This window comes from Nocardioides sp. ChNu-153, assembly GCF_030466625.1.
In the GTDB taxonomy this organism is placed as follows: domain Bacteria; phylum Actinomycetota; class Actinomycetes; order Propionibacteriales; family Nocardioidaceae; genus Nocardioides.
Window position 1 is genome coordinate 1 of record NZ_JADEVT010000020.1, and the last position, 23,045, is coordinate 23,045.

20 protein-coding genes and 3 tRNA genes are annotated in these 23,045 nt (G+C 75.2%); 14 read left to right on the forward strand and 9 right to left on the reverse strand.

What is annotated here, in order from left to right; genetic code table 11:
* Positions 1 to 121: 121 nt before the first annotated feature.
* The 3 genes from INN71_RS17070 to INN71_RS17080 form a co-directional block, all read right to left on the reverse strand.
* A complete protein-coding gene (locus INN71_RS17070; RefSeq protein WP_277497733.1) occupies positions 122 to 652 on the reverse strand; it encodes a gamma carbonic anhydrase family protein in 531 nt (176 codons plus the stop codon).
* A 94-nt stretch (positions 653 to 746) separates the two neighbouring features.
* Positions 747 to 819 (reverse strand) — tRNA-Arg (locus INN71_RS17075).
* Between the two features lie 186 nt (positions 820 to 1,005).
* Complete coding sequence (locus INN71_RS17080) at positions 1,006 to 1,422, reverse strand: FBP domain-containing protein (protein ID WP_277497732.1); 417 nt, start codon at positions 1,420 to 1,422, stop codon at positions 1,006 to 1,008.
* A gap of 49 nt (positions 1,423 to 1,471) precedes the next feature.
* Between INN71_RS17080 and INN71_RS17085 the strand changes: the two genes are divergently transcribed.
* Positions 1,472 to 2,038 (forward strand): TetR/AcrR family transcriptional regulator, encoded by a 567-nt coding sequence (locus INN71_RS17085; protein ID WP_277497731.1) that lies wholly within the window; start codon positions 1,472 to 1,474, stop codon positions 2,036 to 2,038.
* A gap of 22 nt (positions 2,039 to 2,060) precedes the next feature.
* On the opposite strand, the gene INN71_RS17090 is transcribed toward INN71_RS17085, so the two are convergent.
* Positions 2,061 to 2,759: a DNA alkylation repair protein gene (locus INN71_RS17090; protein ID WP_301801290.1), complete on the reverse strand. Its 699-nt coding sequence runs from the start codon at positions 2,757 to 2,759 to the stop codon at positions 2,061 to 2,063.
* 197 nt (positions 2,760 to 2,956) lie between these two features.
* On the opposite strand from INN71_RS17090, the gene INN71_RS17095 reads away from it, so the two are divergent.
* The 11 genes from INN71_RS17095 (at position 2,957) to INN71_RS17145 (ending at position 19,558) form a co-directional block, all read left to right on the forward strand.
* Complete coding sequence (locus INN71_RS17095; protein ID WP_301801291.1) at positions 2,957 to 4,480, forward strand: MFS transporter; 1,524 nt, start codon at positions 2,957 to 2,959, stop codon at positions 4,478 to 4,480.
* Between the two features lie 32 nt (positions 4,481 to 4,512).
* Entirely contained in the window at positions 4,513 to 6,612 is a 2,100-nt protein-coding gene (locus INN71_RS17100) for a molybdopterin oxidoreductase family protein (RefSeq protein ID WP_301801292.1), read from the forward strand.
* A complete protein-coding gene (locus INN71_RS17105; RefSeq protein WP_301801293.1) occupies positions 6,609 to 8,102 on the forward strand; it encodes an FAD-dependent oxidoreductase in 1,494 nt (497 codons plus the stop codon). The genes INN71_RS17100 and INN71_RS17105 overlap by 4 nt, the downstream gene beginning before the upstream one ends.
* A gap of 59 nt (positions 8,103 to 8,161) precedes the next feature.
* Positions 8,162 to 10,795 (forward strand): nitrite reductase large subunit NirB, encoded by a 2,634-nt coding sequence (nirB, locus tag INN71_RS17110; protein ID WP_301801296.1) that lies wholly within the window; start codon positions 8,162 to 8,164, stop codon positions 10,793 to 10,795.
* Positions 10,792 to 11,235, forward strand: coding sequence for a nitrite reductase small subunit NirD (gene nirD, locus INN71_RS17115; protein WP_301801298.1), 444 nt, complete (start codon positions 10,792 to 10,794; stop codon positions 11,233 to 11,235). Before nirB ends, nirD begins: the two co-directional genes overlap by 4 nt.
* On the forward strand, positions 11,232 to 12,407 hold the full coding sequence (locus INN71_RS17120; RefSeq protein WP_301801301.1) for a uroporphyrinogen-III synthase: 1,176 nt from the start codon (positions 11,232 to 11,234) through the stop codon (positions 12,405 to 12,407). Before nirD ends, INN71_RS17120 begins: the two co-directional genes overlap by 4 nt.
* Before the next feature lie 14 nt (positions 12,408 to 12,421).
* The gene (locus INN71_RS17125) at positions 12,422 to 13,138 is read left to right on the forward strand and encodes a sirohydrochlorin chelatase (RefSeq protein WP_301801302.1); all 717 of its coding nucleotides are present in this window, start codon (positions 12,422 to 12,424) and stop codon (positions 13,136 to 13,138) included.
* Positions 13,139 to 13,583: 445 nt separating this feature from the next.
* Positions 13,584 to 15,422: a phosphoenolpyruvate carboxykinase (GTP) gene (locus tag INN71_RS17130; protein ID WP_277497722.1), complete on the forward strand. Its 1,839-nt coding sequence runs from the start codon at positions 13,584 to 13,586 to the stop codon at positions 15,420 to 15,422.
* 161 nt (positions 15,423 to 15,583) lie between these two features.
* Positions 15,584 to 16,582 carry a LuxR family transcriptional regulator gene (locus INN71_RS17135; protein WP_301801305.1) on the forward strand — a complete coding sequence of 333 codons (999 nt, stop codon included), beginning with the start codon at positions 15,584 to 15,586 and terminating at the stop codon, positions 16,580 to 16,582.
* A 154-nt stretch (positions 16,583 to 16,736) separates the two neighbouring features.
* Positions 16,737 to 17,927, forward strand: a complete 1,191-nt coding sequence (locus tag INN71_RS17140) for an ATP-binding protein (RefSeq protein WP_301801307.1) — start codon at positions 16,737 to 16,739, stop codon at positions 17,925 to 17,927.
* A gap of 539 nt (positions 17,928 to 18,466) precedes the next feature.
* Positions 18,467 to 19,558 (forward strand): hypothetical protein, encoded by a 1,092-nt coding sequence (locus INN71_RS17145; protein ID WP_301801309.1) that lies wholly within the window; start codon positions 18,467 to 18,469, stop codon positions 19,556 to 19,558.
* A 62-nt stretch (positions 19,559 to 19,620) separates the two neighbouring features.
* Here INN71_RS17145 and INN71_RS17150 read toward each other — a convergent pair.
* Positions 19,621 to 19,714: transfer RNA gene (locus tag INN71_RS17150), tRNA-Ser, on the reverse strand.
* 73 nt (positions 19,715 to 19,787) lie between these two features.
* Positions 19,788 to 20,240: a hypothetical protein gene (locus INN71_RS17155; RefSeq protein WP_301801310.1), complete on the reverse strand. Its 453-nt coding sequence runs from the start codon at positions 20,238 to 20,240 to the stop codon at positions 19,788 to 19,790.
* A 117-nt stretch (positions 20,241 to 20,357) separates the two neighbouring features.
* On the opposite strand from INN71_RS17155, the gene INN71_RS17160 reads away from it, so the two are divergent.
* Entirely contained in the window at positions 20,358 to 20,741 is a 384-nt protein-coding gene (locus INN71_RS17160) for a hypothetical protein (RefSeq protein ID WP_277497717.1), read from the forward strand.
* Positions 20,742 to 20,788: 47 nt separating this feature from the next.
* Positions 20,789 to 20,877 (forward strand) — tRNA-Ser (locus INN71_RS17165).
* A 16-nt stretch (positions 20,878 to 20,893) separates the two neighbouring features.
* Here INN71_RS17165 and INN71_RS17170 read toward each other — a convergent pair.
* From INN71_RS17170 to INN71_RS17180, 3 genes are all read right to left on the reverse strand, one after another.
* On the reverse strand, positions 20,894 to 21,127 hold the full coding sequence (locus tag INN71_RS17170; RefSeq protein ID WP_277497716.1) for a biotin/lipoyl-binding carrier protein: 234 nt from the start codon (positions 21,125 to 21,127) through the stop codon (positions 20,894 to 20,896).
* Between the two features lie 84 nt (positions 21,128 to 21,211).
* The gene (locus INN71_RS17175) at positions 21,212 to 22,207 is read right to left on the reverse strand and encodes a hypothetical protein (RefSeq protein ID WP_301801312.1); all 996 of its coding nucleotides are present in this window, start codon (positions 22,205 to 22,207) and stop codon (positions 21,212 to 21,214) included.
* An 11-nt stretch (positions 22,208 to 22,218) separates the two neighbouring features.
* Positions 22,219 to 23,031, reverse strand: coding sequence for a carbon-nitrogen hydrolase family protein (locus INN71_RS17180; RefSeq protein ID WP_301801313.1), 813 nt, complete (start codon positions 23,029 to 23,031; stop codon positions 22,219 to 22,221).
* Positions 23,032 to 23,045: the final 14 nt, after the last annotated feature.

The following is a 23,045-nucleotide window of genomic DNA, read 5'->3' on the forward strand; positions in this document are numbered from 1 at the left end:
CCCGGCCGGCCTGCCCCCCCCCCCCCCCCCCCCCCCCCCCCCGGGGGGGGGGGGGGGCCCCCCCCGGGGGCCCCCCCGGGGCCCCCCCGCCCGGACACCGCGTTACACACCCCAAGGCCCCTCAGCCGATGCGGCGCACACCCTCGCGGTGGGCGCGCGCCAGCTCCTGGTAGCCCGGCGCGTTGCGCTCGAGGATGCCCGCGGCGGTGCCGCCCGGCTCGACCGCGCCGGTCACCTTCGCGGGCGAGCCCTTGGCCAGGGCGCCGTCGGGGATCTCGGTGCCGGGCGTGACGAGCGACCCCGCAGCGATGAACGCCCCCGAGCCGATCACCGAGTCGTCGAGCAGCACGGCGCCGTTCCCGACGAGCGAGCCGTCGCCGATGGATCGTCCGTGGACGATGCAGCCGTGGGCGATCGTGGTCGAGGCGCCGATGTCGAGCCGGCTGCCGGTGCGCACGTGCAGCACCGAGTTGTCCTGGACGTTCGTGCCGGCCCCGATGATGATGGGCCCGACGTCGGCGCGCAGCACCGCGCCGTACCAGATGCTCACCCCGGGCCCGAGACGTACGTCGCCGATCAGCGTCGCGGTCTCCGCGACCCACGCGTCGGGGTCGATGGTGGGGGCGACGCCCTGGAACTCGAACAGCGGCACGGGTGACCTCCTCGGTGCGGTTCGGGCCAGCCTAGTGACGTCCACGAACGCGGAGAGGCCCCCGACCGCGTGGTCGGGGGCCTCTCCTGTGCTGCGCGCCTGTAGGGATTCGAACCCCAAACCTTCTGATCCGTAGTCAGATGCTCTATCCGTTGAGCTACAGGCGCATGCCGCTCACTCGAGCGAGCGACCAGTGAACAATAGCCGACGCGCCGGGCGAGGCGAAATCGCCTTCCCCCACCGCCCACGGCTAGCGCAGCAGCGCAGGCTCAGTCCTGGCGCAGCACCCGAGCGACGAACGCGTCGAGGTTGCGGCGCAGGCGCGCCACCTTCTCCTCGACGGTGAGCGTCTCCTAGGTCCGGGGACCGCCGGAGACGAGCTTGTCGCGCACCAGCAGGGAGCACGCGAGGTCTCCACAGACGTAGGTGCCGACCGTGTGCCCAGCCCGCCCCGCGCGGCCGGCGCGGGGTGCGACGAGGAGCGCCACCTCGCCCGAGCGGACCGCCGCGCACAGCGAGCACATGCCCTGCTGCCGAGCGCCGGTCCCGCCGGGTGCGCGGAGCTGGATCCCCCGCCGTACCCCGTCGTGGACGGTCACGAGGTAGGCCCGCGCGGGCGCCTGCGGGTCGCGCCACCCCAGGTAGTCCAGGTCGTCCCAGGGCCGGTCGGCCAGGTCTCGCGGCACCCCCAGGCGCGCCGCCTCGCCCTTCGAGCAGTTGACGAAGGACGAGCGGATCTGGGGTTCGGTGAGCGGGTCCACGACGAGCACGCTAGGTTTCCTACGACCCGTAGGCAAATGCCTGACAGCAGGAGGCGATGTGGCACGAGCAGGCGTGACGGCCGAGCGGGTGGTCCGGGAGGCCGCCGACCTCGTCGACGCCGAGGGCCTCGGCGCCCTGCGCGTCGCCGCGGTGGCGGAGCGGCTGGGGGTGCGGCCGGCGAGCGTCTACGCCCACGTCGCCGGGCTCGACGAGATCCGCGCCGCGGTGACCGCCCTCGCCCTGGGCGAGCTGGCGGACCGGGCGGGCGACGCGGTGGCGGGCCGAGCGGGCCGTGACGCGCTGGTCGCGTACGCCGACGTGGTGCGCGCCTACGCCCAGGCGCACCCGGGGCGGTACGCCGCGACGCGGCTGCGGGTCGCGCCCGGCTCCCCGGCGGTCGCCGAGGGGCGCCGGCTCGCCGAGCTGTCGCGGGCGGTGCTCCGCGGGTACGACCTCCCACCCAAGGCGGAGGTGCTCGCCGTCCGGCTGCTCGGCAGTGTCGTGCACGGGTACGTCGACCTCGAGCTGTCCGGCGCGTTCGACCACAGCGACCCGCCGCCCGCCGCCACCTGGCCGGGCGCGCTGGACGCTCTCGACGCCGCACTGCGCGGCTGGGGCGGCTGAACGCGACGGGCCGGGGCGCGGCTCACGCGGTGCGCCGGAGGCGGGTGGCCTGACGCAGGGCCGCGCGCGGCATCGCGGCGCCGTACCGCTCGAGGAACCGGGTGAGCTCGTCGGGCGCGACCTTGCCCGCGTGGGCGAGGAAGATGCCCACCGGCAGGTGGACCCGCGGCTCGGGGTCCGCGTGCAGGCGGGCCGCGAGCGCGAAGCCGGCCGCGAGGTCGTCCGCCGTCCCCGCCCGCGTGAACCACAGGGGCGCCGTCACGGCGGTGCGCCGGCGCAGCGGGTCGGGGCTCCGGGCGAGGTCGTCGAGCAGGTCGTGGGGGCCGCCCAGGAGCGTCGCCCCGACCACCCGGGGCGCTGCGCGGTCGACCATGTCCCACGTCGTGATCGCGTCGTGGTGGGCGAGGTAGACCTCGCGCAGCGCCCGGTCGCCGCGGCGGTCCGCGCGCAGCGCCCGACGCGCCTGCTCGTCGAGCACGCAGAACCCCGCCATCCGGCCCTCGAAGGTCGGGTGCGCCAGGAGGCGCTCCACCTCCGGCAGCGACAGGCCGGCGGCCGTCCGCGCGATCGCGAAGAGCGTGCCCATCCGCAGGCCGAACGCAGGCTCGTCCGGTCCGAGCCGGCGCCGCAGCGCGGCCAGGTCGGCGTCGGTCGCGGCGGCCTCCAGGCGCGCGAGCACGGCGGCGGCGGTGGTCGCCGGCACGGGTCGATCGGTGTCCACGCCCGCACCGACCGGCCGGCGGCGGCGAACTCATCGGGGAGGAGGGATGGCCCGGACGGGCAGGCCCCGACGGCTCTTGTGAGCCCGTGAGCGAAAAGTGACGCACTCGTGAAACACGAGCACGGCTCGGCGTAACACGAGCGACCCAGTGTCGGGGGAGTCCGAGAACAGGCCCACGCAGGCCCCAGGAGGCCCCCGTGACCATCACCGCTCCCCCGCCCGGCACCGGTCCCGCGCCCGAGGCGCGCACCGGGGCCGCGGCCACCGACGCACCGGCGGGCCCGCAGCGCCGCACCCGCCGCTGGATCGACGACTGGCGCCCCGAGGACCCGCAGTTCTGGTCCGAGACCGGCCGGCCCGTGGCCCGCCGCAACCTCGCGTGGTCGATCTTCGCCGAGCACCTCGGCTTCTCCGTCTGGCTGATCTGGAGCGTCAGCTCGGCGTACCTCGTCGCGATGGGCTTCGCCTTCTCGGCCCAGCAGCTGTTCCTGCTCGTGGCCATCCCCAACCTGGTGGGCTCGCTACTGCGGATCCCTTACACCTTCGCGGTCGGCCTGTTCGGCGGGCGCAACTGGACGATCGTCTCGGCGGCCCTGCTCCTCGTCCCGACGCTCGGGTTCGCGCTGGCGGTGACGAACGCGGGCACGCCGTACTGGGTCTTCTGCGTCATCGCGGCCACGGCCGGCTTCGGCGGCGGCAACTTCGCCAGCTCGATGGCCAACATCAACTACTTCTACCCGACCGCGCGCAAGGGCGCCGCGCTCGGCCTGAACGCCGCGGGCGGCAACCTCGGCGTCGCGCTCATCCAGCTGCTGCTGCCCGTCATCGTCGGCGGCGCCGGCCTCTTCGGGCTGGTGCAGGCCTCGCAGGGCGGCATCCACCTGGAGCGGGCCGCGCTCGTGTACGCCGCCCTCGCCGTCGTCGCGACCGTCGCCGCGTGGCTGTGGATGGACAACCTCGGCACCGCCGTCGTGAAGCCCCGCGAGCAGCTGCGGGTGGTCCGCGAGCCGCACACCTGGGTGATGTCGGTGCTCTACATCGGCACCTTCGGCTCGTTCATCGGCTACTCCGCCGCCATGCCGCTGCTCATCAAGCTCAACTTCTGGGTGCCGGACCCGGCTCCGCTCGGCACGGGCATCTACTTCGCCTACTTCGCGTTCCTCGGCGCGGCCGTCGGCTCGGTCGCCCGCCCGATCGGCGGCTGGCTGGCCGACCGGTACGGCGGCGCCCGCATCACGCTGGTCGCCTTCCTCGGCCTGGCCGCCAGCACGCTCGCGGTGCTCTGGACCGTCTTCCAGCTCACCCCGAACCCGACCGCCGACCCGGCCATCGCCACCGAGAACGAGAGCCTGTTCCCGCTCTTCCTCGGCTTCTTCCTCGTGCTGTTCGCCTGCACCGGCATCGGCAACGGCTCGACGTACAAGATGATCCCCGCCATCTGGCGCCGCCGGGCCGAGGCGGCCTCCCCCGCGGGTACGCCGGAGCGCACCGCCGCGCTCACCGCTGCGGGCCAGCAGGCCTCGGCCGCCCTCGGCGTGATCGGCGCCGTCGGGGCGATCGGCGGCTTCCTCATCCCGCTCGCGTTCAGCGCGCCCTGGGTGGCCGACCCGCTGACCGCGACCAAGGGCGCCTTCATGGTCTTCGCCGGCTACTACGCGCTCTGCGTCGTCGTGGTCTGCACCGTCTACCTGCGCCGCGGCCGCACCGCGTCGCACGTCTGAGCGACCCACCCGCACCGGAACGAGGAGCCCCCGTGACGACCTCCCACTGCCCCTACTGCTCCCTGCAGTGCGGCATGACGCTCACCCGCGAGGGACGCTCCCTCGCGGTGGGGGCGTGGGAGGCGTTCCCGGTGAACGAGGGCGCGCTGTGCCGCAAGGGCTGGACGGCCGCCGGGCTGCGGGGGCACCGCGAGCGCCTCACGACCCCGCTGGTGCGGGACCGCGCCGCCGACGGCACGCGGGGCGAGCTGCGCCCCGCGACCTGGGACGAGGCGCTCGACCTCGTCGCCGACCGCCTCACCGCGATCCGCGCCGAGGACGGCCCCGACGCCGTGGCTGTCTTCGGGGCCGGCGGGCTGACGAACGAGAAGGGCTACCAGCTCGGCAAGTTCGCCCGGGTCGCCCTCGGCACGAGCCAGATCGACTACAACGGCCGCTGGTGCATGAGCTCGGCCGCCTCGGCGGGGCTGCGGGCCCTCGGCCTCGATCGCGGGCTGCCCTTCCCGCTCGCCGACGTCGAGCGCGCCGACGTGCTCGTGCTGGCCGGCTCCAACCTGGCCGAGACCGCGCCGCCGGCCGCGCGCCACCTCGACCGCCTCCGCGAGCGCGGCGGGCGGGTCGTGGTGGTCGACCCCCGTCGTACCCCCACCGCCGACCGCGCCGACCTGCACCTCGCCCCGGTGCCGGGCACGGACCTCGCGCTCGCGCTCGGCGTGCTCCACCTCGTGGTGGCCGCGGGCGCGGTCGACGAGGAGTACGTCGCCGCACGCACGAGCGGCTTCGACGCGGTGCGCCGCAGCGTCACCTCGTGGTGGCCCGAGCGGGTCGAGCGGATCACCGGCGTCGCCGCCGACGAGGTGCGGGCGCTGGCCGACCTGCTGATCGCCACGGCGGCCCGCGGCGGGCGCGTCATGGTGCTCACCGCCCGCGGCGTGGAGCAGCACAGCCAGGGCTCCGACACCGTGCTGGCCTGGATCAACGTGGCCCTGGCGCTGGGCATGCCGGGGCGCGAGGGCGCCGGCTACGGCTGCCTCACCGGCCAGGGCAACGGCCAGGGCGGGCGCGAGCACGGGCAGAAGGCCGACCAGCTGCCCGGCTACCGCCTCATCACCGACCCCGCCGCCCGCGCCCACGTCGCCGGGGTGTGGGGCGTCGAGCCCGACTCCCTGCCCGGGAAGGGCCGCTCGGCCTACGAGCTGCTCGAGGCCCTCGGTACGCCGGACGGCCCGCGGGCCCTGCTCGTGCACGGCTCCAACATCGTCGTCTCGGCCCCGAACGCCACCCACGTCACCGAGCGCCTCGCCGCGCTCGACCTCCTCGTCGTCGCCGACCTCGTGCTGTCGGAGACGGCCGCGATGGCCGACGTCGTGCTGCCCGTGACCCAGTGGGCGGAGGAGACCGGCACGATGACGAACCTCGAGGGCCGCGTCGTGCTGCGCCAGCGGGCGCTGACGCCGCCCGAGGGGGTCCGCACCGACCTCGAGGTGATCGCCGGGCTCGCCGAGCGCCTCGGCTCCCCCGTGCCGTTCGCGACCGACCCGGAGGAGGTCTTCACCGAGCTGGGGCGGGCCTCGGCCGGCGGGCCCGCCGACTACTCGGGCATCACCTACGACCGCATCCGCGCCGAGCACGGCGTGTTCTGGCCCTGCCCCGCGACCGAGGACGCCACCGACGGCACCGAGGGGGCGCCGCACCCCGGCACCCCGCGCCTCTTCGCCGACCGCTTCGGCCACCCGGACGGCCGGGCCCGCTTCCTCGTCACCGAGTTCCGCGGCGCGGCCGAGCAGCCGTGCGCCGACTACCCGCTGCACCTGACGACCGGGCGCGTGCTGGGGCAGTACCAGTCCGGCGCCCAGACCCGCCGCGTGAAGGAGCTGCCCGACACGGGCCCGTTCGTCGAGCTGCACCCGCAGCTCGCCCGCCGCCTCGGCACCGCCGACGGCGAGCTGCTGACGGTCCGCACCCGGCGCGGCGCGATGCGTGCCCCGGCCCGCGTCGTCGCGACCATCCGCCCCGACACCGTCTTCGTCCCGTTCCACTGGGTCGGGGCCAACCGGCTGACCAACGACGCGCTCGACCCGGCCAGCCGGATGCCCGAGTTCAAGGTCTGCGCCGCGGCGGTGAGCGCATGAGCACCGGGGAGCACCTCGTCGTCGTGGGCCACGGCATGGCCGCCGTGCGCCTGATCGAGAGCCTCGTCGCGGGCGGCTGGGTCACCGGCGGCGGTCGCCTGACGGTGCTCGGCGAGGAGCCGGGGCCGGCGTACAACCGGATCCTGCTCTCCGCCGTGCTCGAGGGCACCCACGACCCGCGCGCCACGGAGCTGCGCGACGAGGAGTGGTACGCCGAGCACGGCGTCGCCCTGCGCACCGGCGTCCGCGTCGCCCAGGTCGACCGGGACGCCCGCGAGGTCGTGCTCGTCGACCGCGACCGCGTGCCCTACGACCGCCTCGTGCTGGCCACGGGGTCGATCCCGACCCTCCCGCCCATCCGTGGCCTCGTGCGCCCCGACGGCACGCTGCACCCGACCGTCCACGCCTTCCGCTCCCAGGCCGACTGCCGCGGCCTCGTGGCCGCCCTCGCCCGCCGGGAGCAGCCGGTGCGCCGCGCGGTCGTCGTCGGCGGCGGCCTGCTCGGCCTCCAGGTGGCCCGCGCGCTCAGCAGCCAGGAGGGCGCCCGCACCGGCCGCGCCGCCGTCGTCACCGAGATCGTCGAGGGCGCCGCCCACGTGCTGAGCCGCCAGCTCGACCGCAGCGGCGCCGGCATCCTGGCCCGCGACCTGGCGCGGCTCGGCACCACGACGTACGCCGGGGCGCGCGCCACCGGTCTCGTGCCCTCCCCGATGCCGGAGCACGCCGTCGGCGTTCGCCTCGACAACGGCCACGTGCTCGCCACCGACCTCGTCGTGCTCACCGCCGGCGGCCGGCCCTCGGTGGCCCTCGCCCGCGGCGCCGGCCTCGAGGTGCGCCGCGGCGTCGTCGTCGACGACCACCTCACCACCAGCGACCCCCGCGTCCACGCGATCGGCGACTGCGCCCAGCACGCCGGGCGCGTGTCGGGCTTCGTCGGGCCGGCGTGGGACCAGGCGACCGCGCTCGCCGCGCAGCTGCTCGCGCGGCGCGCGGGGGGCGAGGTCGCGCCGTACCCCGGCAACCGGGAGGTCGCCCGTCTGCGGGCGACCGGCCTCGACGTGGCGGTGGTCGGCGACCCCGAGGCGGAGGCAGCGGCCGGCGGCGAGGTCGTCGCCGTCACCAACCCGATCACCCGCTCCCACCGCAAGCTCGTCGTCCGCGACGGCCGCATCGTCGCCGCCGCCCTCGTCGGGGACCTCGCGCGGGTGGGCCTGCTGACCCAGTACGTCGAGCGCGGCACCGTGCTCGGCCCCCACGAGCCGGGCGACCTGCTCCTGCCCGAGGCCCGCTCGGCCGCCACCGGTCCCGCCGACCTGCCCGACGACGCCGAGGTCTGCGCCTGCGCGGGCGTCAGCGCCGGGGCCGTCCGGGCGTGCGCGTCGGTCGAGGACGTCCGCGCGACCACCCGCGCCACCACGGGGTGCGGCGGCTGCGCGAGCAGCGTCCGCGCCCTGCTCGCCGCCCGGCCGCCCGTGCCGGCCCCTGCCTGACCCGCACGCCACCCCCGTACGCCCGCCCGCACCACCCGCCGTACCCCGAGGAGAACCCCATGAGCCCCACGACCGAAGGCCGCCGGCCCCGCATCGTCGTCGTCGGCCACGGCATGGTCGGCCACCGCTTCGTGGCCGCCGCGATCGAGCGCGGCCTCACCGAGACCCACGACGTGGTCGTCTACGGCGCCGAGCCCCGCGCCGCCTACGACCGCGTCGCCCTCACCTCCTTCTTCGAGGTCGGCGCGGAGGCGCTGTCGTTCCTGCCGGGCGCGGCGTACGACGACCCCCGCGTGGCCCTCCACCTCGGCACGGAGGTGGTCGGCCTCGACCGGGCGACCCGCACCCTCGCCCTCTCCGACGGCGGCACCACGACGTACGACGAGCTGGTGCTCGCCACCGGCGCCGCCCCCTTCGTGCCGCCCGTCCCCGGCAAGGACCTCGACGGCTGCTTCGTCTACCGCACCATCGAGGACCTCGAGGCGATCCGCGACGCGGTGGCCCCCAGGCCGGACGGTGCGCGCCGGCGCGGCATCGTCATCGGCGGCGGCCTGCTCGGCCTGGAGGCGGCGAACGCGCTGCACCAGCTCGGCGCCGAGACCCACGTCGTGGAGATGGCGCCCCGGCTCATGCCCGTGCAGCTCGACGAGGTGGGCGGCGCGACGCTCGTGCGCCACGTCGAGAAGCTGGGGCTGACGGTCCACTGCGGGGTGGCCTCGACCGAGGTGCTCGACGACGGCACCGGCCGCGTCGCCGGCCTCGGCCTGCGCGACGCCGAGCCGATCGCCGCCGACGTCGTCGTGTTCTCCGCCGGCATCCGGCCCCGCGACGCCCTCGCCCGGGCCGCGGAGCTCGAGGTCGCGCCGCGCGGGGGCGTGCTCGTCGACGAGCAGCTGCGCTCGGTCACGGACCCGCACGTGTGGGCGATCGGCGAGTGCGCGGCCCCGGCGGGGGTCATGTACGGCCTCGTCGCCCCGGGCTACGCGATGGCCGAGATCGTCGTCGACACCCTCCTCGGCGGCACCGCCGGTGCCTTCACCGGCGCCGACATGTCCACCAAGCTCAAGCTGCTCGGGGTGGACGTCGCGTCGTTCGGCGACGCGTTCGCCACCACCCCCGACGCGCTCGAGCTCGTCTTCGCCGACGCCGTCGCCGGGCTCTACAAGAAGCTGGTCGTCGGCCCCGCCGGCCCGGCCGAGGACGGCACCCCCCGCGAGGACGCCTACGTGCTGCTCGGCGGCGTGCTCGTCGGCGACGCGTCGGCGTACGGGCTGCTGCGGCCGATGGTGGCCAGCGGCATGCTGCTGCCCGACAACCCGGAGGAGCTGATCCTCCCGGAGAGTCGCGGCGCGCTGCAGCTGGGCCTGCCCGACGAGGCCGTCGTCTGCTCCTGCAACAACGTCAGCAAGCGCGACCTGCTCGACGCGGTGGACGTCGACGGCGAGCACGCCTGCGCCGACCTCGCGACGGTCAAGACGTGCACGAGCGCCGGCACCACCTGCGGCTCGTGCGTGCCGACGGTGAAGGGGATCATCGAGGACTACTTCGCCTCCGTCGGCAAGGAGGTCGACCGCAGCCTCTGCGAGCACTTCGCGCTCACCCGCCAGGAGCTCTTCGACGTCGTCGCCGTGCACGGCTACCGCACCTTCACCGAGGTCGTCGAGGCCCACGGCACCGGCCGCGGCTGCGACATCTGCAAGCCGACCGTCGCCTCGGTGCTCGCCAGCCAGTTCAACGGGCACGTGCTCGAGGGCGAGACCGGCGCCCTGCAGGACACCAACGACGCCTACCTCGCCAACATCCAGCGCAACGGCACCTACTCGGTCGTCCCCCGCATCCCCGGCGGCGAGATCACCCCCGAGAAGCTGATCGTGATCGGCGAGGTCGCCCGGGACTTCGGGCTCTACACGAAGATCACCGGCGGCCAGCGGATCGACCTCTTCGGCGCCCGCATGGAGGAGCTGCCGGCCATCTGGACCCGTCTCGTCGACGCCGGCTTCGAGTCCGGCCACGCCTACGGCAAGTCGCTGCGCACCGTGAAGTCGTGCGTCGGGTCGACCTGGTGCCGCTACGGCGTGCAGGACTCGGTGCAGCTCGCCATCGACCTCGAGTTGCGTTACCGCGGCCTGCGCAGCCCCCACAAGCTGAAGGGCGGGGTCTCGGGCTGCGCCCGCGAGTGCGCCGAGGCCCGCGGCAAGGACTTCGGCGTCATCGCCACCGAGAAGGGCTGGAACCTGTACGTCGGGGGCAACGGCGGCGCGACCCCGCGTCACGCGGAGCTGCTGGTCGGCGACGTCGACACCCCCACGCTGCTGCGCTACCTCGACCGGTTCCTCATGTACTACATCCGCACCGCCGACCGCCTCCAGCGCACCGCCGCGTGGGTCGAGTCCCTCGACGGCGGCCTGGAGCGGGTGCGGGAGGTCGTCGTCGACGATGCCCTCGGCCTCGGCAGCGAGCTGGAGGCCGCGATGGAGCGGCACGTCGAGACCTACGCCGACGAGTGGCGCGCGACCCTGGAGGACCCGGAGAAGCTGTCCCGCTTCGTCTCCTTCGTCAACGCACCCGGCACCCCCGACCCGGCCATCACCTTCACGACCGAGCGCGGCCAGATCCGCCCGGTCCTCGCCGGCGACCCCGCCCCCGCGGCCGTCGACCTCGGCGCGACGATCCCCGTGGGAGCCCCCCGATGACCCCGACCACCACCACCGGCACCACCACCGGCACCCCCGCCGGCACCCCGGCCACCGGCCCGGCTGCCGCCGCCACGACCGTCTGGACCCCCGTCTGCGCCACCGACCGGCTGGGACGCGAGCGCGGCGTCGCGGCGCTGGTGGGCGGCCGGGCGGTCGCGGTGTTCCGCACGTACGACGACGAGTGGTTCGCGCTCGACAACCACTGCCCGTTCGCCCGCGCCTCGGTGCTGGCCCGCGGCATCGTCGGCACGCGCGGCGACGTACCCTTCGTGGCCTCGCCCATGCTCAAGCAGCCCTTCGGCCTGCGCGACGGCGTGTGCCTCGACGACCCGGACGTCCGGGTCGCGACGTACCCCGTCCGCGTCGTCGACGGCGTCGTCGAGGTGGGCACCGTCGCCGGCCCACCGCCCGAGACCCAGGGAGTCGCAGCCCCATGACCGACGAGGCCCCCGCGGTCGCCGACGCCGCCGACGAGACCGGTACGGCGGACGGCACCGGGCCGCTGGCCGGGTTCACCGTCGGCGTCACGGCGGCGCGGAAGGTGGAGGAGCAGGTCGCGCTGCTCGAGCGCCGCGGCGCCGCGACCGTGTGGGCGCCCGCGCTCTCGATGCACCCGCGGCGCGTCGAGGACGCCGAGCTCCGGGCGGTCACCGAGCAGGTGCTGTCCACCCCGGTCGACCTCTTCCTCGCCACGACGGGCATCGGCATGAAGGCGTGGTTCGACTCCGCCGAGGAGTGGGGCCTGCTGCCCGCGCTGGTCGCGCACCTGGGGCGGGCCGAGATCCTCGCGCGCGGCCCGAAGTCCGTGGGGGCGCTGCGGCGCCGCGGCCTGCGCGAGCTGTGGGCGCCCGACTCGGAGCGCTTCGACGACGTGCTGCGCCACGTGCGCGGCCGCGACCTCTCCGGTGCGCACATCGTCGTGCAGGAGCACGGGCAGTCGCTGTCGATGGTCGCCCACGCGCTGCGCCGCCTGGGGGCGGCCGTGACCTCGGTGGCCGTCTACCGCGTCGAGCCCGCCGAGGACCCGACGCCGATGTTCACCCTCATCGACCGCATCGCCGACCGCTCGCTGCACGCGGTCACGTTCACCTCCGCGCCCGCGGTCGCCGCCCTCATGGAGGCCGCCGCCTCGGTCGGCCGGCGCGACGACGTCGTCGCCGCGTTCCAGGCCGACGTGCTCGCCACCTGCGTCGGTCCCGTCACCTCCGCGGCGTTCGAGCTGTGGGGCGTGCCGACCGTCGAGCCCGAGCGCGCCCGCCTCGCCGCGATGGTCAAGCTGCTGGAGCAGGAGCTGCCGCTGCGCCACGCCGGCCTCGTGCTCGAGGCGGGCGGCCACGTCCTGCGGCTCGTGGGCGACACCGTGATCGTCGACGGCGCGGAGGCGCCCCTGACCCCGGCCCCGCTCGCGATCCTGCAGGCGCTGGCCGAGCGGCCGGGCGCGGTGGTCTCGCGCCGCGAGCTGCTCGCCGCCCTGCCCCGCGGCGCCGCGGCTGCCGGCAGCTCCGACCACGCCGTCGACATGGCCGTGGCCCGGCTGCGCGCCGGCGTCGGCACGAAGGTCGTCCAGACCGTCTACAAGCGGGGCTACCGCCTCGCCGTCGACCTGTGAGCCCGAGGAGCGCCGTGACCCCCGCCCGCCACCCCCGCCACCTCTCCCCGCAGCAGGCCCACCTCGTCACCGTCGCCCACGGCACCCGCGACGGGTCCGGGAGCCCGGTGGCCGAGGAGCTGACCGCCGCCGTCGGCGCCCGGCTCGGCCTGCGGGCCACGGCGTCGTACGTCGAGCTCGCGGCCCCGCTGCTCGAGGACGTGCTGGCCGCGGCGACCCACCCGGTCGTCGTCGTGCCGCTGCTGCTGTCGTCGGGGCTGCACGTGGACTCGGACGTGCCCGAGGCGGTCGCCGCGGCGCCCGTCCCGGCCGCGCTGGCCGCCGCCCTGGGGCCCTCGCCCCTGCTGGCCGACGCGATGTGCGACCGGCTCGTCGCGGCCGGCGCCCGCCCCGGCCAGCCCGTGACGATGGTGGCCGCCGGCTCCCGCCGCCCCGGGTCGAGCACCGACCTCGCGGCCGCGGCTCGCATGCTCGGCGTGCTGCGCGGCGCCCCGGTGCGCGTCGCCACCCTCTCGGGGCTCGGCGAGCGCCCCGAGGACGTCGTGCGTCCCGGCGACGCCGTGGTGCCCTACCTCCTGGCGCCCGGGTTCTTCGCGCGGCGCTGCGCCGAGCTCGCCCGCGCCGCCGGCGCGACGGTCGTCGCCGACGTCATCGGCGCACACCCCGCCGTCGTCGAGCTCGTCGCGCACCGCGCCCGCGTGGTGCCCCGCTCCGCCGTACCGGCCGCCTGAGGCCCCCGCCGCCGCCCACCACCGCCCTGGGGCCCGCCCCACCGCCGCCCCCACCCCGGACGTCATCCGGACCCGAGGCCCCGCGCCACGATCCGCATGACGTCCGGGCCGTCGGCGCGCTATCGTGACGCCCGCGCCGAGCGATCACTCGGCCGGTGACCTGCGGAGATACCTCGAGCGGGCACGTTCGGGCATGTTCCCAACCGGAACCAGGACCCGTAGATCGATCCAATAGGGCGGCAGCCGATCGTGTGCCAGCCTCGGTGACGCCCGGCCCGCCGGGCGCCCAGAAGTCCTCCCCGCGGTGCAGCCGCGTCACGGGGAGGCATCGCCGCCGACGTCGCCGCGCGATCAGCACACTCCGACCACACCGTCGACACGCTCGACGGCCGGCGTCGTCCCACAGGGGCCGGCGCCGCGATGCGCGAGAGGGAACCCCGCAGGCATGACCGCCACCGCAGCACCCGCCAGCACCGACCAGCCGACCAGCCACGAGGGCATCCTCGCCTGGGTCACCGAGGTCGCCGAGCTCACCCAGCCGGAGCGCATCCACTGGGTCACCGGCTCCGACGAGGAGTGGACCGAGCTGACCGACGCGCTCGTCGCGACCGGCACCTTCACCCGGCTCAACCCCGAGCTCAAGCCCAACTCGTTCCACGGCGCGTCGGACCCCATCGACGTCGCCCGGGTCGAGGACCGCACCTACATCTGCTCCGTCGACGAGCGCGACGCCGGCCCCACGAACAACTGGATGCAGCCGGAGAAGATGAAGGAGCTCATGCGGGGGCTCTACGCCGGCTGCATGCGCGGGCGCACGATGTACGTCATCCCCTTCGTGATGGGTCACCTCGACGCGGAGCAGCCGATGTTCGGCGTCGAGATCACCGACTCCGCCTACGTCACCGTCTCGATGCGCGTGATGGCGCGCCTCGGCACCCCGGTACTGCGCCGCATGGAGGAGCTCGACGCCGCCGGTGCCGACGTGCGCTGGGTCCCCGCGCTGCACTCCGTCGGCCACCCGCTCGCGCCGGGCGAGGCCGACGTGGCCTGGCCGTGCAACGAGACGAAGTACATCGTGCAGTTCCCCGAGGAGCGGGCCATCTGGTCCTTCGGCTCCGGGTACGGCGGCAACGCGCTGCTGGGCAAGAAGTGCTACGCCCTGCGCATCGCCAGCGTCATCGCCCGCGACGAGGGCTGGCTGGCCGAGCACATGCTCATCCTCAAGCTCACCTCGCCCCAGGGCGTCGTGAAGTACATCGCCGCCGCCTTCCCGAGCGCCTGCGGCAAGACCAACCTCGCGATGCTCGAGCCCACCATCCCCGGCTGGAAGGTCGAGACGCTGGGCGACGACATCGCCTGGATGCGCATCGGCCCCGACGGCCGCCTGTGGGCCGTCAACCCGGAGTACGGCTTCTTCGGCGTGGCGCCGGGCACGAACGAGCACACGAACCCCAACGCCATGCGCACGATCAACAAGGGCAACTCGCTCTTCACGAACGTCGCGCTCACCGAGGACGGCGACGTCTGGTGGGAGGGCCTCGAGAACCCGCCCGCGAAGGCCACCTCGTGGAAGGGCGAGCCCTGGACGCCCGACAGCGACGAGCTGTCGAGCCACCCCAACAGCCGCTACTGCACCCCCATCAAGCAGTGCGACATCCTCGCGGCGGAGTACGACGACCCGCGCGGCGTGCCGATCGACGCGATCCTCTTCGGCGGTCGCCGCAAGACGACCGTCCCGCTGGTCTTCGAGGCCCGCGACTGGACGCACGGCACGTTCCTCGGCGCCACGCTCTCCTCGGAGACCACGGCCGCGGCCGTCGGCGCGGTCGGCGTCGTGCGCCGGGACCCGATGGCGATGCTGCCCTTCATCGGCTACAACGCCGGCGACTACTTCAGCCACTGGATCAACGTGGGCAAGGAGAACGACGCGGCCAAGCTCCCGCGCGTCTTCTACGTCAACTGGTTCCGCCGCGACGACGAGGGCGGCTTCCTGTGGCCCGGGTTCGGCGAGAACAGCCGTGTGCTCAAGTGGATCGTCGAGCGCATCGACGGCCAGGCCGCCGCCGTCGAGACCCCGATCGGCCACGTGCCGGAGGTCGGCTCGTTCGACATCGACGGCCTCGACATGACCACGGAGGCGCTCGAGCAGGCGCTCCTGGTCGACGTCGAGGAGTGGCAGGCCGAGATCCCGCAGATCCAGGAGTGGTTCGACAAGTTCGGCGACGACCTGCCGAGCGTGCTGTGGACCGAGCTCGACGGTCTGAAGGCCCGCCTCGGCCTCTGAGACCACGCCGCGGCGGCAGGTCGCGCACCGCACACGGACGGCCCCGGGACCCCACGGTCCCGGGGCCGTCCGGCGTGCTGCCGCATCTGCCCACCTCGGGCGTGCGCGGGGTGGGATGATCGTCCGCGGGGGTCGGTGTGTCGTCGCGGAGGGCGGGTGCGGTGGTCGAGGTGGGTCCCGGGGCGCGAGCGCTCTTCGAGGAGGCGGGTACCCGCCTGTACGAGGAGGCGCTGGACGCGAACGGGTTGGCCGTCGACGACCCCCGCCTGCTGCCGGGGGCCGAGCTCGCCGAGGCGCTCGCCCTCCTGCTCGAGCTGGGGCTGCTGGGCCGCGAGGGCAACCGGTACGTCGCGATCGACCCCACCGCCGCGCAGTCGCAGGTCGTCTCGCCCCTGGGTCAGCGCGGCGCCGAGCTGCTCGCGGAGTCCTCGGCCTGGGCCCGCACGTTCGGCACGCTGGCCCACGCCTGGCGGCGCGCGCCGCAGCCCGCCTCGGGCCCCGTCACCGAGATCCGCGGCGACGCGATCGACCCGTTCATCGGCGCGATCGTCGCGGACGCGGAGACCGAGCTGCTGACCGCGCAGCCGCAGGTGGGCCGCAACGCGGCGGCGCTGGCCAAGGCCGCCGAGCGCGACAGCGCCGCTCTGGAGCGAGGGGTGCGGATGCGCACGCTCTACCAGCACGCGGCGCGGCGCAGCTCGATCACGCACAAGTACGTCGCGACCGTCACCGAGCGTGGCGCGGAGGTGCGCACCCTCGACGAGTTCTTCAACCGCCTCATCGTGGTGGACCGTCGGCTCGCGATCATCCCCGGCCGGGAGGGGCACTCCGTGGCCATCGCGATCCGCGAGCCGTCCCTGGTCGCCTACCTCGTCGACGTGTTCGAGCGGCACTGGGAGCGGGGCCGGGCCTTCGCCAACAACGAGTCGTCGATGCTGCGCGACATCGCCGCGGAGCAGCGGGCCATGACGATCCGGATGCTCATCGAGGGCCACGCCGACCCGGTGAGCGCGAAGCGTCTCGGCGTCAGCCCCCGCACGTACGCCGGCTACGTCGCCGACCTCAAGGAGGAGTTCGAGGCGCAGACCCGGTTCCAGCTCGGCTACACGATGGGCCAGCGGGGGGTCTCGGGCCACGAGCGGCCTCCGGCCAGCCGGTAACCTCGAAAAAGCCCCGTCGCCCGTCCCGACGGAGCACACTGTTCACGGTCGTCGGGTGTGCGTGCCCGGGGACCACCACGGCGGCCCCGGCCGTCGCCTGCGGCATCTCGGACCGCGACCGCCGTTGATCGTCGACGACCCAGGAGCCAGCCGCGTGCCGAGAACCCGAGTGCCCACGGACGCCCGACGCGCCTCGTCCCGCGCGGACGGGCCGCGCGACACGCCCGTGCCCCACAGCTCCGGTCCCGCCGTGGGCCCCGCCCACGAGTCGTGGGTGCTGCGCGACGTGCACGCGCTGCTCGCGCAGATCCGCGACTACGCCGTCATCACCCTGACCGTCGACGGCACGGTGCTGAGCTGGAACGCGGCGGCCGAGCAGGTCAAGGGCTACCGCAGCTCCGAGGTCGTCGGCACCTCCTTCACCCGCTTCTACACCGAGGCCGACCAGCGCGCCGACCTCCCGGGCCGGCTGCTGCGCCAGGCCGCCGAGGAGGGCGTGGCCCACTCGGTGGGCTGGCGGGTGCGCCGGGGCGGCACGCGGTTCTGGGCCGACGTCACGATCAGCGCCGTCCGGGACGCCGACGGGAGCCTGGCCGGCTTCGTCAAGGTCACCCGCGACGTCACCGACCAGCACCTCGCCGAGCTCGCCCGGGAGCAGCAGCACGCCGCGTTCACCCACGACCTGCGGGCCCCGCTGACCGCGGCCCTGGGGTACGTCGACCTCGCCCTCGAGGAGCTCGACGCCGCCGGGGTGCCCGCCGCGATGCTGGAGCGCGCCGTACGGAGCCTGCGCCGGCTCGACACGATGATGGAGCGTCAGCTCGGCGCCCCGCGCTCTCCGGGGTCCGCGTCCGCGGACGTCCTGGAGCTGGAGGCCATCCGCATCGACCAGGTCGTGCCGGCCACCGTGCGCGCAGCGCTCACGGCCCCCGCGGCCGACCGGGTGCGGCTGCGGCTGTCGACGACCGCCCGCACCGTCCTGGCCGACCGGCAGGCGATGGAGCGCGTGCTCGCGAACGTCGTCGGCAACGCGCTGCGCTACTCCGACGGCGAGGTGGTCGTCGCGACCGAGGCCGTGCCGACCGGTACGGCGGACGGCGCCCGGCCGGGCACGTCGCTGGTGCGGATCACCGTCACCGACTCCGGGCGCGGCATCCATCCCGACGACCTCGAGCGGATCTTCGAGCCCGGCGAGCGAGGGCGCCTCGCCACCGCCGACGGCGGGCACGGCCTGGGCCTCGACAGCGTGCGACGGCTGATGGCGCGCCAGCACGGCGACGTGCGGATCGAGAGCACGCTGGGCGTGGGGACGACCGTGTTCCTCGAGCTGCGCTCGGCCGGCTGAGGCACACCCGCACGCCTCGTCGGCGTGCCGCTGACGAGGTGAGGACGTACCGAGGGCGGAGGACGCGGGATCCGCGTCCACCGCCCTCACCACCTGAGGCGAGCCGGGGGGGCGTAGGGACCGAACTGTGGGGGTTGGGTTGGCCCTCGCCTCAGGAGTCTGTTGAGTTGTGTCGTGCGCGACCGCCTCAGACGGTCACTTCATGCCCCAGCTGGTGTCGAGGGGCTGGACCTCGACGGTCTCCGTCGGAACGGTCCTCTTGAACTTCTGACCCCAGCTGGTGTCGGCGTGCGCCGTGGTCGATGCGGCCCCGAGAAGCCCGATGCTCACCGCAGTCGCTGCCAGCGCGAGGCCGGCTCGACGAACGAATCTCATCCAGGTCTCCATCCTGCTCGTGCACCGCGGGCCTCGCGGCGCTCCGAGGTCAATAGTGCGGCACCCCGACGGGCCCGCAGTGCCGAATGCTGGCTCAACTCTGTGCAATGCAGATATATGCAGAACCAGGTGAGCGGGGGTCCGCTGCGACGTACCCTCCCCCCATGACGAACACGGGGGAGACGTCGGGCACGGCCCGGCGGAAGGGGTGGGTCGCCACCGTCGTGCTGGGCATCGTGGTCGCGCTGGCACCGCTGCCCGCGCCCGCGGCGCAGGCCGCGACGCAGACCACCGCGGCGCCGGGACGCACGGCTGCGGCCGAACCCGCACCGAGCGTCGAGGTGCTCGCGGTCGACGAGGTCGGCTACGGCCCCGGGATCGACGTCACGGTGCGGCTGCGGGGGTGGGGCCTCGGGCCCTACAGCGAGCAGGACTTCGCCTACTACCGCCTCGCCCTCGCGGCGCCCGGCATCGAGGACGTCGCCGCGACGCCCGAGGCCGTCGTGTCGCGGGGGGCCCGGTACTCGCTGAACAGCGACGACGCGACCCGCACGTACCGGCTCGCGGCGTACCCGCTCGACCCCGACCAGACCTACGCGCTGTACGTCGTCCCCGACGGCGGGCGCGCGCTCGGGCAGGCCGAGGCGCCGATCACCATCGACTGGGCCGCCCTCGAGCCGCGGGTGGCGATCACCGCGGGCGGGCCCGTGACCGTGCCGTACGGCGTCGCCCGCCTCCCGATCACCGTGCAGGACACGCCGCACGGCAGCTTCGTCACGGTGACGGGTCTTCCCCGGGGCCCGGTCAAGAGCTACATCAACCTGCTGGGCGACCCCGGGGTGACGACGTTCCCCGCCGACCACGTCGGCACCTACGACTACACCGCGACCCTCGACGTCCCGGACGGCGCGGTGGGCGACGGCCTGAGCGCCACCGGGCGGGTCACCATCGTGCCCGCCGCGACCAGCATCGGCACCTCGTTCCTCCAGGTGCCGACGAGCAGCGCGACGGGTCGTCTGCGCACCACCGTCAGGTTCGGCGGTATCGGCAGCCCGCCGGCGCCGATCGCGTGGAAGATCTACCAGGGGAGCCGGGTCGTCTGGTCCTCCGGCGTCCTGCGCGTGCCGCCCCGGCTCGGCGACATGGTCGTGCGCCTGCCCCGCCTGCCGCGCGGGAGCTACCAGCTCGTGGTGGGGTACGGCGGCACGCCCGACCTGCTGCCCTCCAGCGCCACCCGGACGTTCTCGGTGCGCTGACCAGCCCCGCTCGGACGCACGAAGCCCCGCCCAGGAGTTCCTGGGCGGGGCTTCGGCTCGGCTGGCGGAGGCGGAGGGATTTGAACCCTCGATGGGGTTGTAGCCCCAAACCCGCTTAGCAGGCGGGCGCCATAGACCGGACTAGGCGACGCCTCCCCGACAGCCCGGACAGGCTACTAGGAAGCCGCGGGAAGTGCGCAACCAGGTCGGGTAGGGCGGGCGCCCGGGCTCACTTCAGCCGGCGCAGCCCGTGGCCGCGGTCGAGCGCCGCCTGCACGACGTGGATCAGCTCCTCGCGGTCGCCGGCCAGCACGTCGACGGGGATGGTCGTCGACCCGCCGTCGCGCAGGCGCAGGACGATGCAGGGCGAGCCCGCGACGTGGGTCGTCACCGCGTCCTCGACGTCGGCCCAGCGGGCGCGGGTCACGCCGGCGCCGCGCACGAAGCGCAGGCGGTAGCCCTGGTCGGTGAACCGGAGGACGGTGGCCCGGCGCACGAGCCAGAGGCCGACGGCGCCCAGCACGAACAGCAGGACGGCGGCGAGGAGCACGGCGTACCCCAGCGGGAGGTCGAGCAGCCACGCCGCGACCAGGAGCACCAGGAGGACCACCCCGAGGCCGGCGAGGGCCAGGCCCAGCAGGCGGGCAACGAGGGCGGGGGCCGGGCGGTAGTCGTGCTGCACCCCGCCATTCTCCCCCCGCCCCTCGCGCCGTCCGCGGACGGGGACCGCTGCGTGATGGCCGTCACAAGCCGCTACGATGGTGGTCCGTCCGCCCGGACGCCCGATGGAGGTGACCCTGTGCGCAGCTCCGCCCCCGCGCTGCACGCGCTGCACGTGGCGCTCGACGCCCTCCCGCCGCCGCACAGCCGCCAGGGTCCCGCCCTCGGCAACTGGCGCTGGACGGTCCGCCAGCGACTCGGCGCCGTGCGCAACATGCTGGTCAACGAGACCGACGGCTACGGCCCCGGGTGGCGCAGCACGGGCGAGGGCGGTCTCCTCGACCAGCGCAACCACCTCATCGAGCGGGCCCGCGCGTTCGACTCCCTCGTGCTGCAGAGCCCCGAGCCCGACACGGTGCGCCGCGAGCTGATGCGCCTGCTCATCGACGTGGACCACCACGTCGTGCGGGTCCGCGAGGCGGGCCGGGTCGGCACCGAGCCCGCCGCCGCGCCCCCCGCCTAGCCCCTGCCTAGACTGACGCCCGCGCGGGCCCGTGCGGCGCCGCGCACGGAGGGGTGCCGGAGTGGCCGATCGGAACCGCCTTGAAAGCGGTCGCTGGCAGTGATGTCAGCCGCGGGTTCGAATCCCGCCCCCTCTGCCGCACGCCCGCCCCGTCAGGCGGGGTCGAGCACCACCAGCACGTCACCCTCCTGGATGACGTCGCCGGCGGCGACCTTGATCTCCCGCACCCGCCCGGCGTGCTCCGGGTGCACGGGGATCTCCATCTTCATCGACTCCAGCAGCAGCACCGTGCTGGTGGGCGTCACGTCGTCCCCGACGGCGCACCCGACCTCGACCACCGACGCCACCATCTCGGCGACGACCTCCACGACCTGCTTGCGAGCCATGGGCGTGACGCTAGTCGTTACCGGGAGGTACGCCGCACCCCGCGGTCGCCACGCCCGCCCCGCGTCGGCGCCCGTCGGGGCCCGTCAGAGCAGCGGGCGGGTGCGCGAGGGCTCGGGGCGCACGGCGCTGCGCTCCTCGGCCCGGCGGGCGCGCGACCCGCGCGAACCGGTGAGCGCCAGGTCGGCGCGGATCACGCCGTACGCCACCACGAGGCCCACGACGACGGAGTAGACGACGCCCAGCAGGGCCTCGAGCAGCGTGGCGGAGGGGTTCATGACGCCGTTGGCCACCGGCGCGGTGGCGGCGACGCCGAAGACGCAGAGCCACCAGCCCTGGCGGCGGCGGGCGCGCATGTAGACGCCCCAGGCGAGGGCGGGCACGCCCAGCACGGCCTGGATGGGCCGCGGCACGCCGCCGAGGGTGTCGAGCATCCACGAGGCCGTGTCGAGGACCGTCGTGACCAGGGAGCTGGCGCCGTAGCGGCGCAGGGCCTCGGCGTACGCCAGGATCACCGCCAGCACGAGGGTGCCGACGACGACGCCCACGACGCCGCGGCGCCCGAGCCCGTGCAGGCCCGCGCCGAGCCGGTGCACCAGCAGCGCGACGACGACGAACGACAGGGCCAGCACCGTGTACTCGAACCGGGCGAGCGAGATGGTCGGCCCGTAGCCCACCGCCCCCACGGCGGCCCCGCCGGCGAGCGCGAGGGCGATCGCGACCTCGCGGACGCAGGCGAGGAAGCGACGCGCCGGCACGGTGGCCATCACGCCGAGCACCGCACCGACGGTGCAGGTCATGACCGCCGCTCCGGTGCGCAGCGTCTGGGTGTCGACGACGAGCGCCGCCAGGCCCAGGGACGCGGCGAGGACGCCGGCGATGATGGGACGGCCGCCGGTGCGGGCGGCGAGCGCCCACGAGTAGGCCGCGGACACCGCGACGGCGCCCAGCCCCTCGGTGACGGCCGGCAGCCAGCCGACACCACCGCCGACGAGCAGCGCGAGACCACCGAGGACCAGCAGCCACCACGCGGACAGCCGCTGCTCCCGCGGGGTCCGGGGGACGGCGGAGGCTCTCGACACGGCCGCCAACGCTACAGCCGCCGGTTCGCGAGCGAGGGATTGGTGCGCCGCGCCTCGTCGAGCACCTCGCGGCGCAGCTCGGCGTGCAGCACCTCGGGGCCGTCGCCGGCCTCGGCCACGGTCCGTCCCAACGGGTCCACGACGACGGAGCGGCCGGTGTAGCGCGGCGCCGGCTGGCCGGTCGCCACGACGTACGCCGTGTCCTCGATCGCGCGGGCCGTGGCCAGCGTGCGCCAGTGGTGGGCCTTGCCCTCCCCCGCCAGCCAGGCGGCCGGGCACACGAGCACCTCGGCCCCGTGGTCGACCACCAGCGCGCGCGCCAGCTCGGGGAAGCGCAGGTCGTAGCAGGTGAGCAGGCCCACCGTGAACCCCGCGACGGGCACCACGACCGGCGTCGGCTCCCCCGCGCTGAGCCGGTCGGACTCGCGGTAGCCGAAGGAGTCGTAGAGGTGGATCTTCCGGTACGACGCCCGCACGCCCCCGGCGTCGACGAGCACCAGCGTGTTCCAGGGCCGGGCCGGGTCGTCGGACGTCTCGAACATGCCGGCGAGCACCGTCGTACCGGCCGCGGCGGCCGCGGCGACCGCTGCCTCCACGAAGGGCCCGTCGAGCGGCTCGGCGAACGCCGCCACGTCCGAGCCCGCCGTGCCGAAGTCGCGGGCGAAGGCCTCGGGGAGCACGACGAGGTCCGCGCCCGGCCCGGCGTCGGCGACGACCTCGGCGAGACGGCGGCGGTTGGCGGCGGGGTCCAGCCCCGACGCCTCCTGCACGAGGGCCACCCGCAGGGCGGCGGTCGGGGCGGCTCCGGACCCGGGGGACGACATGCGGGCCAGCGTAG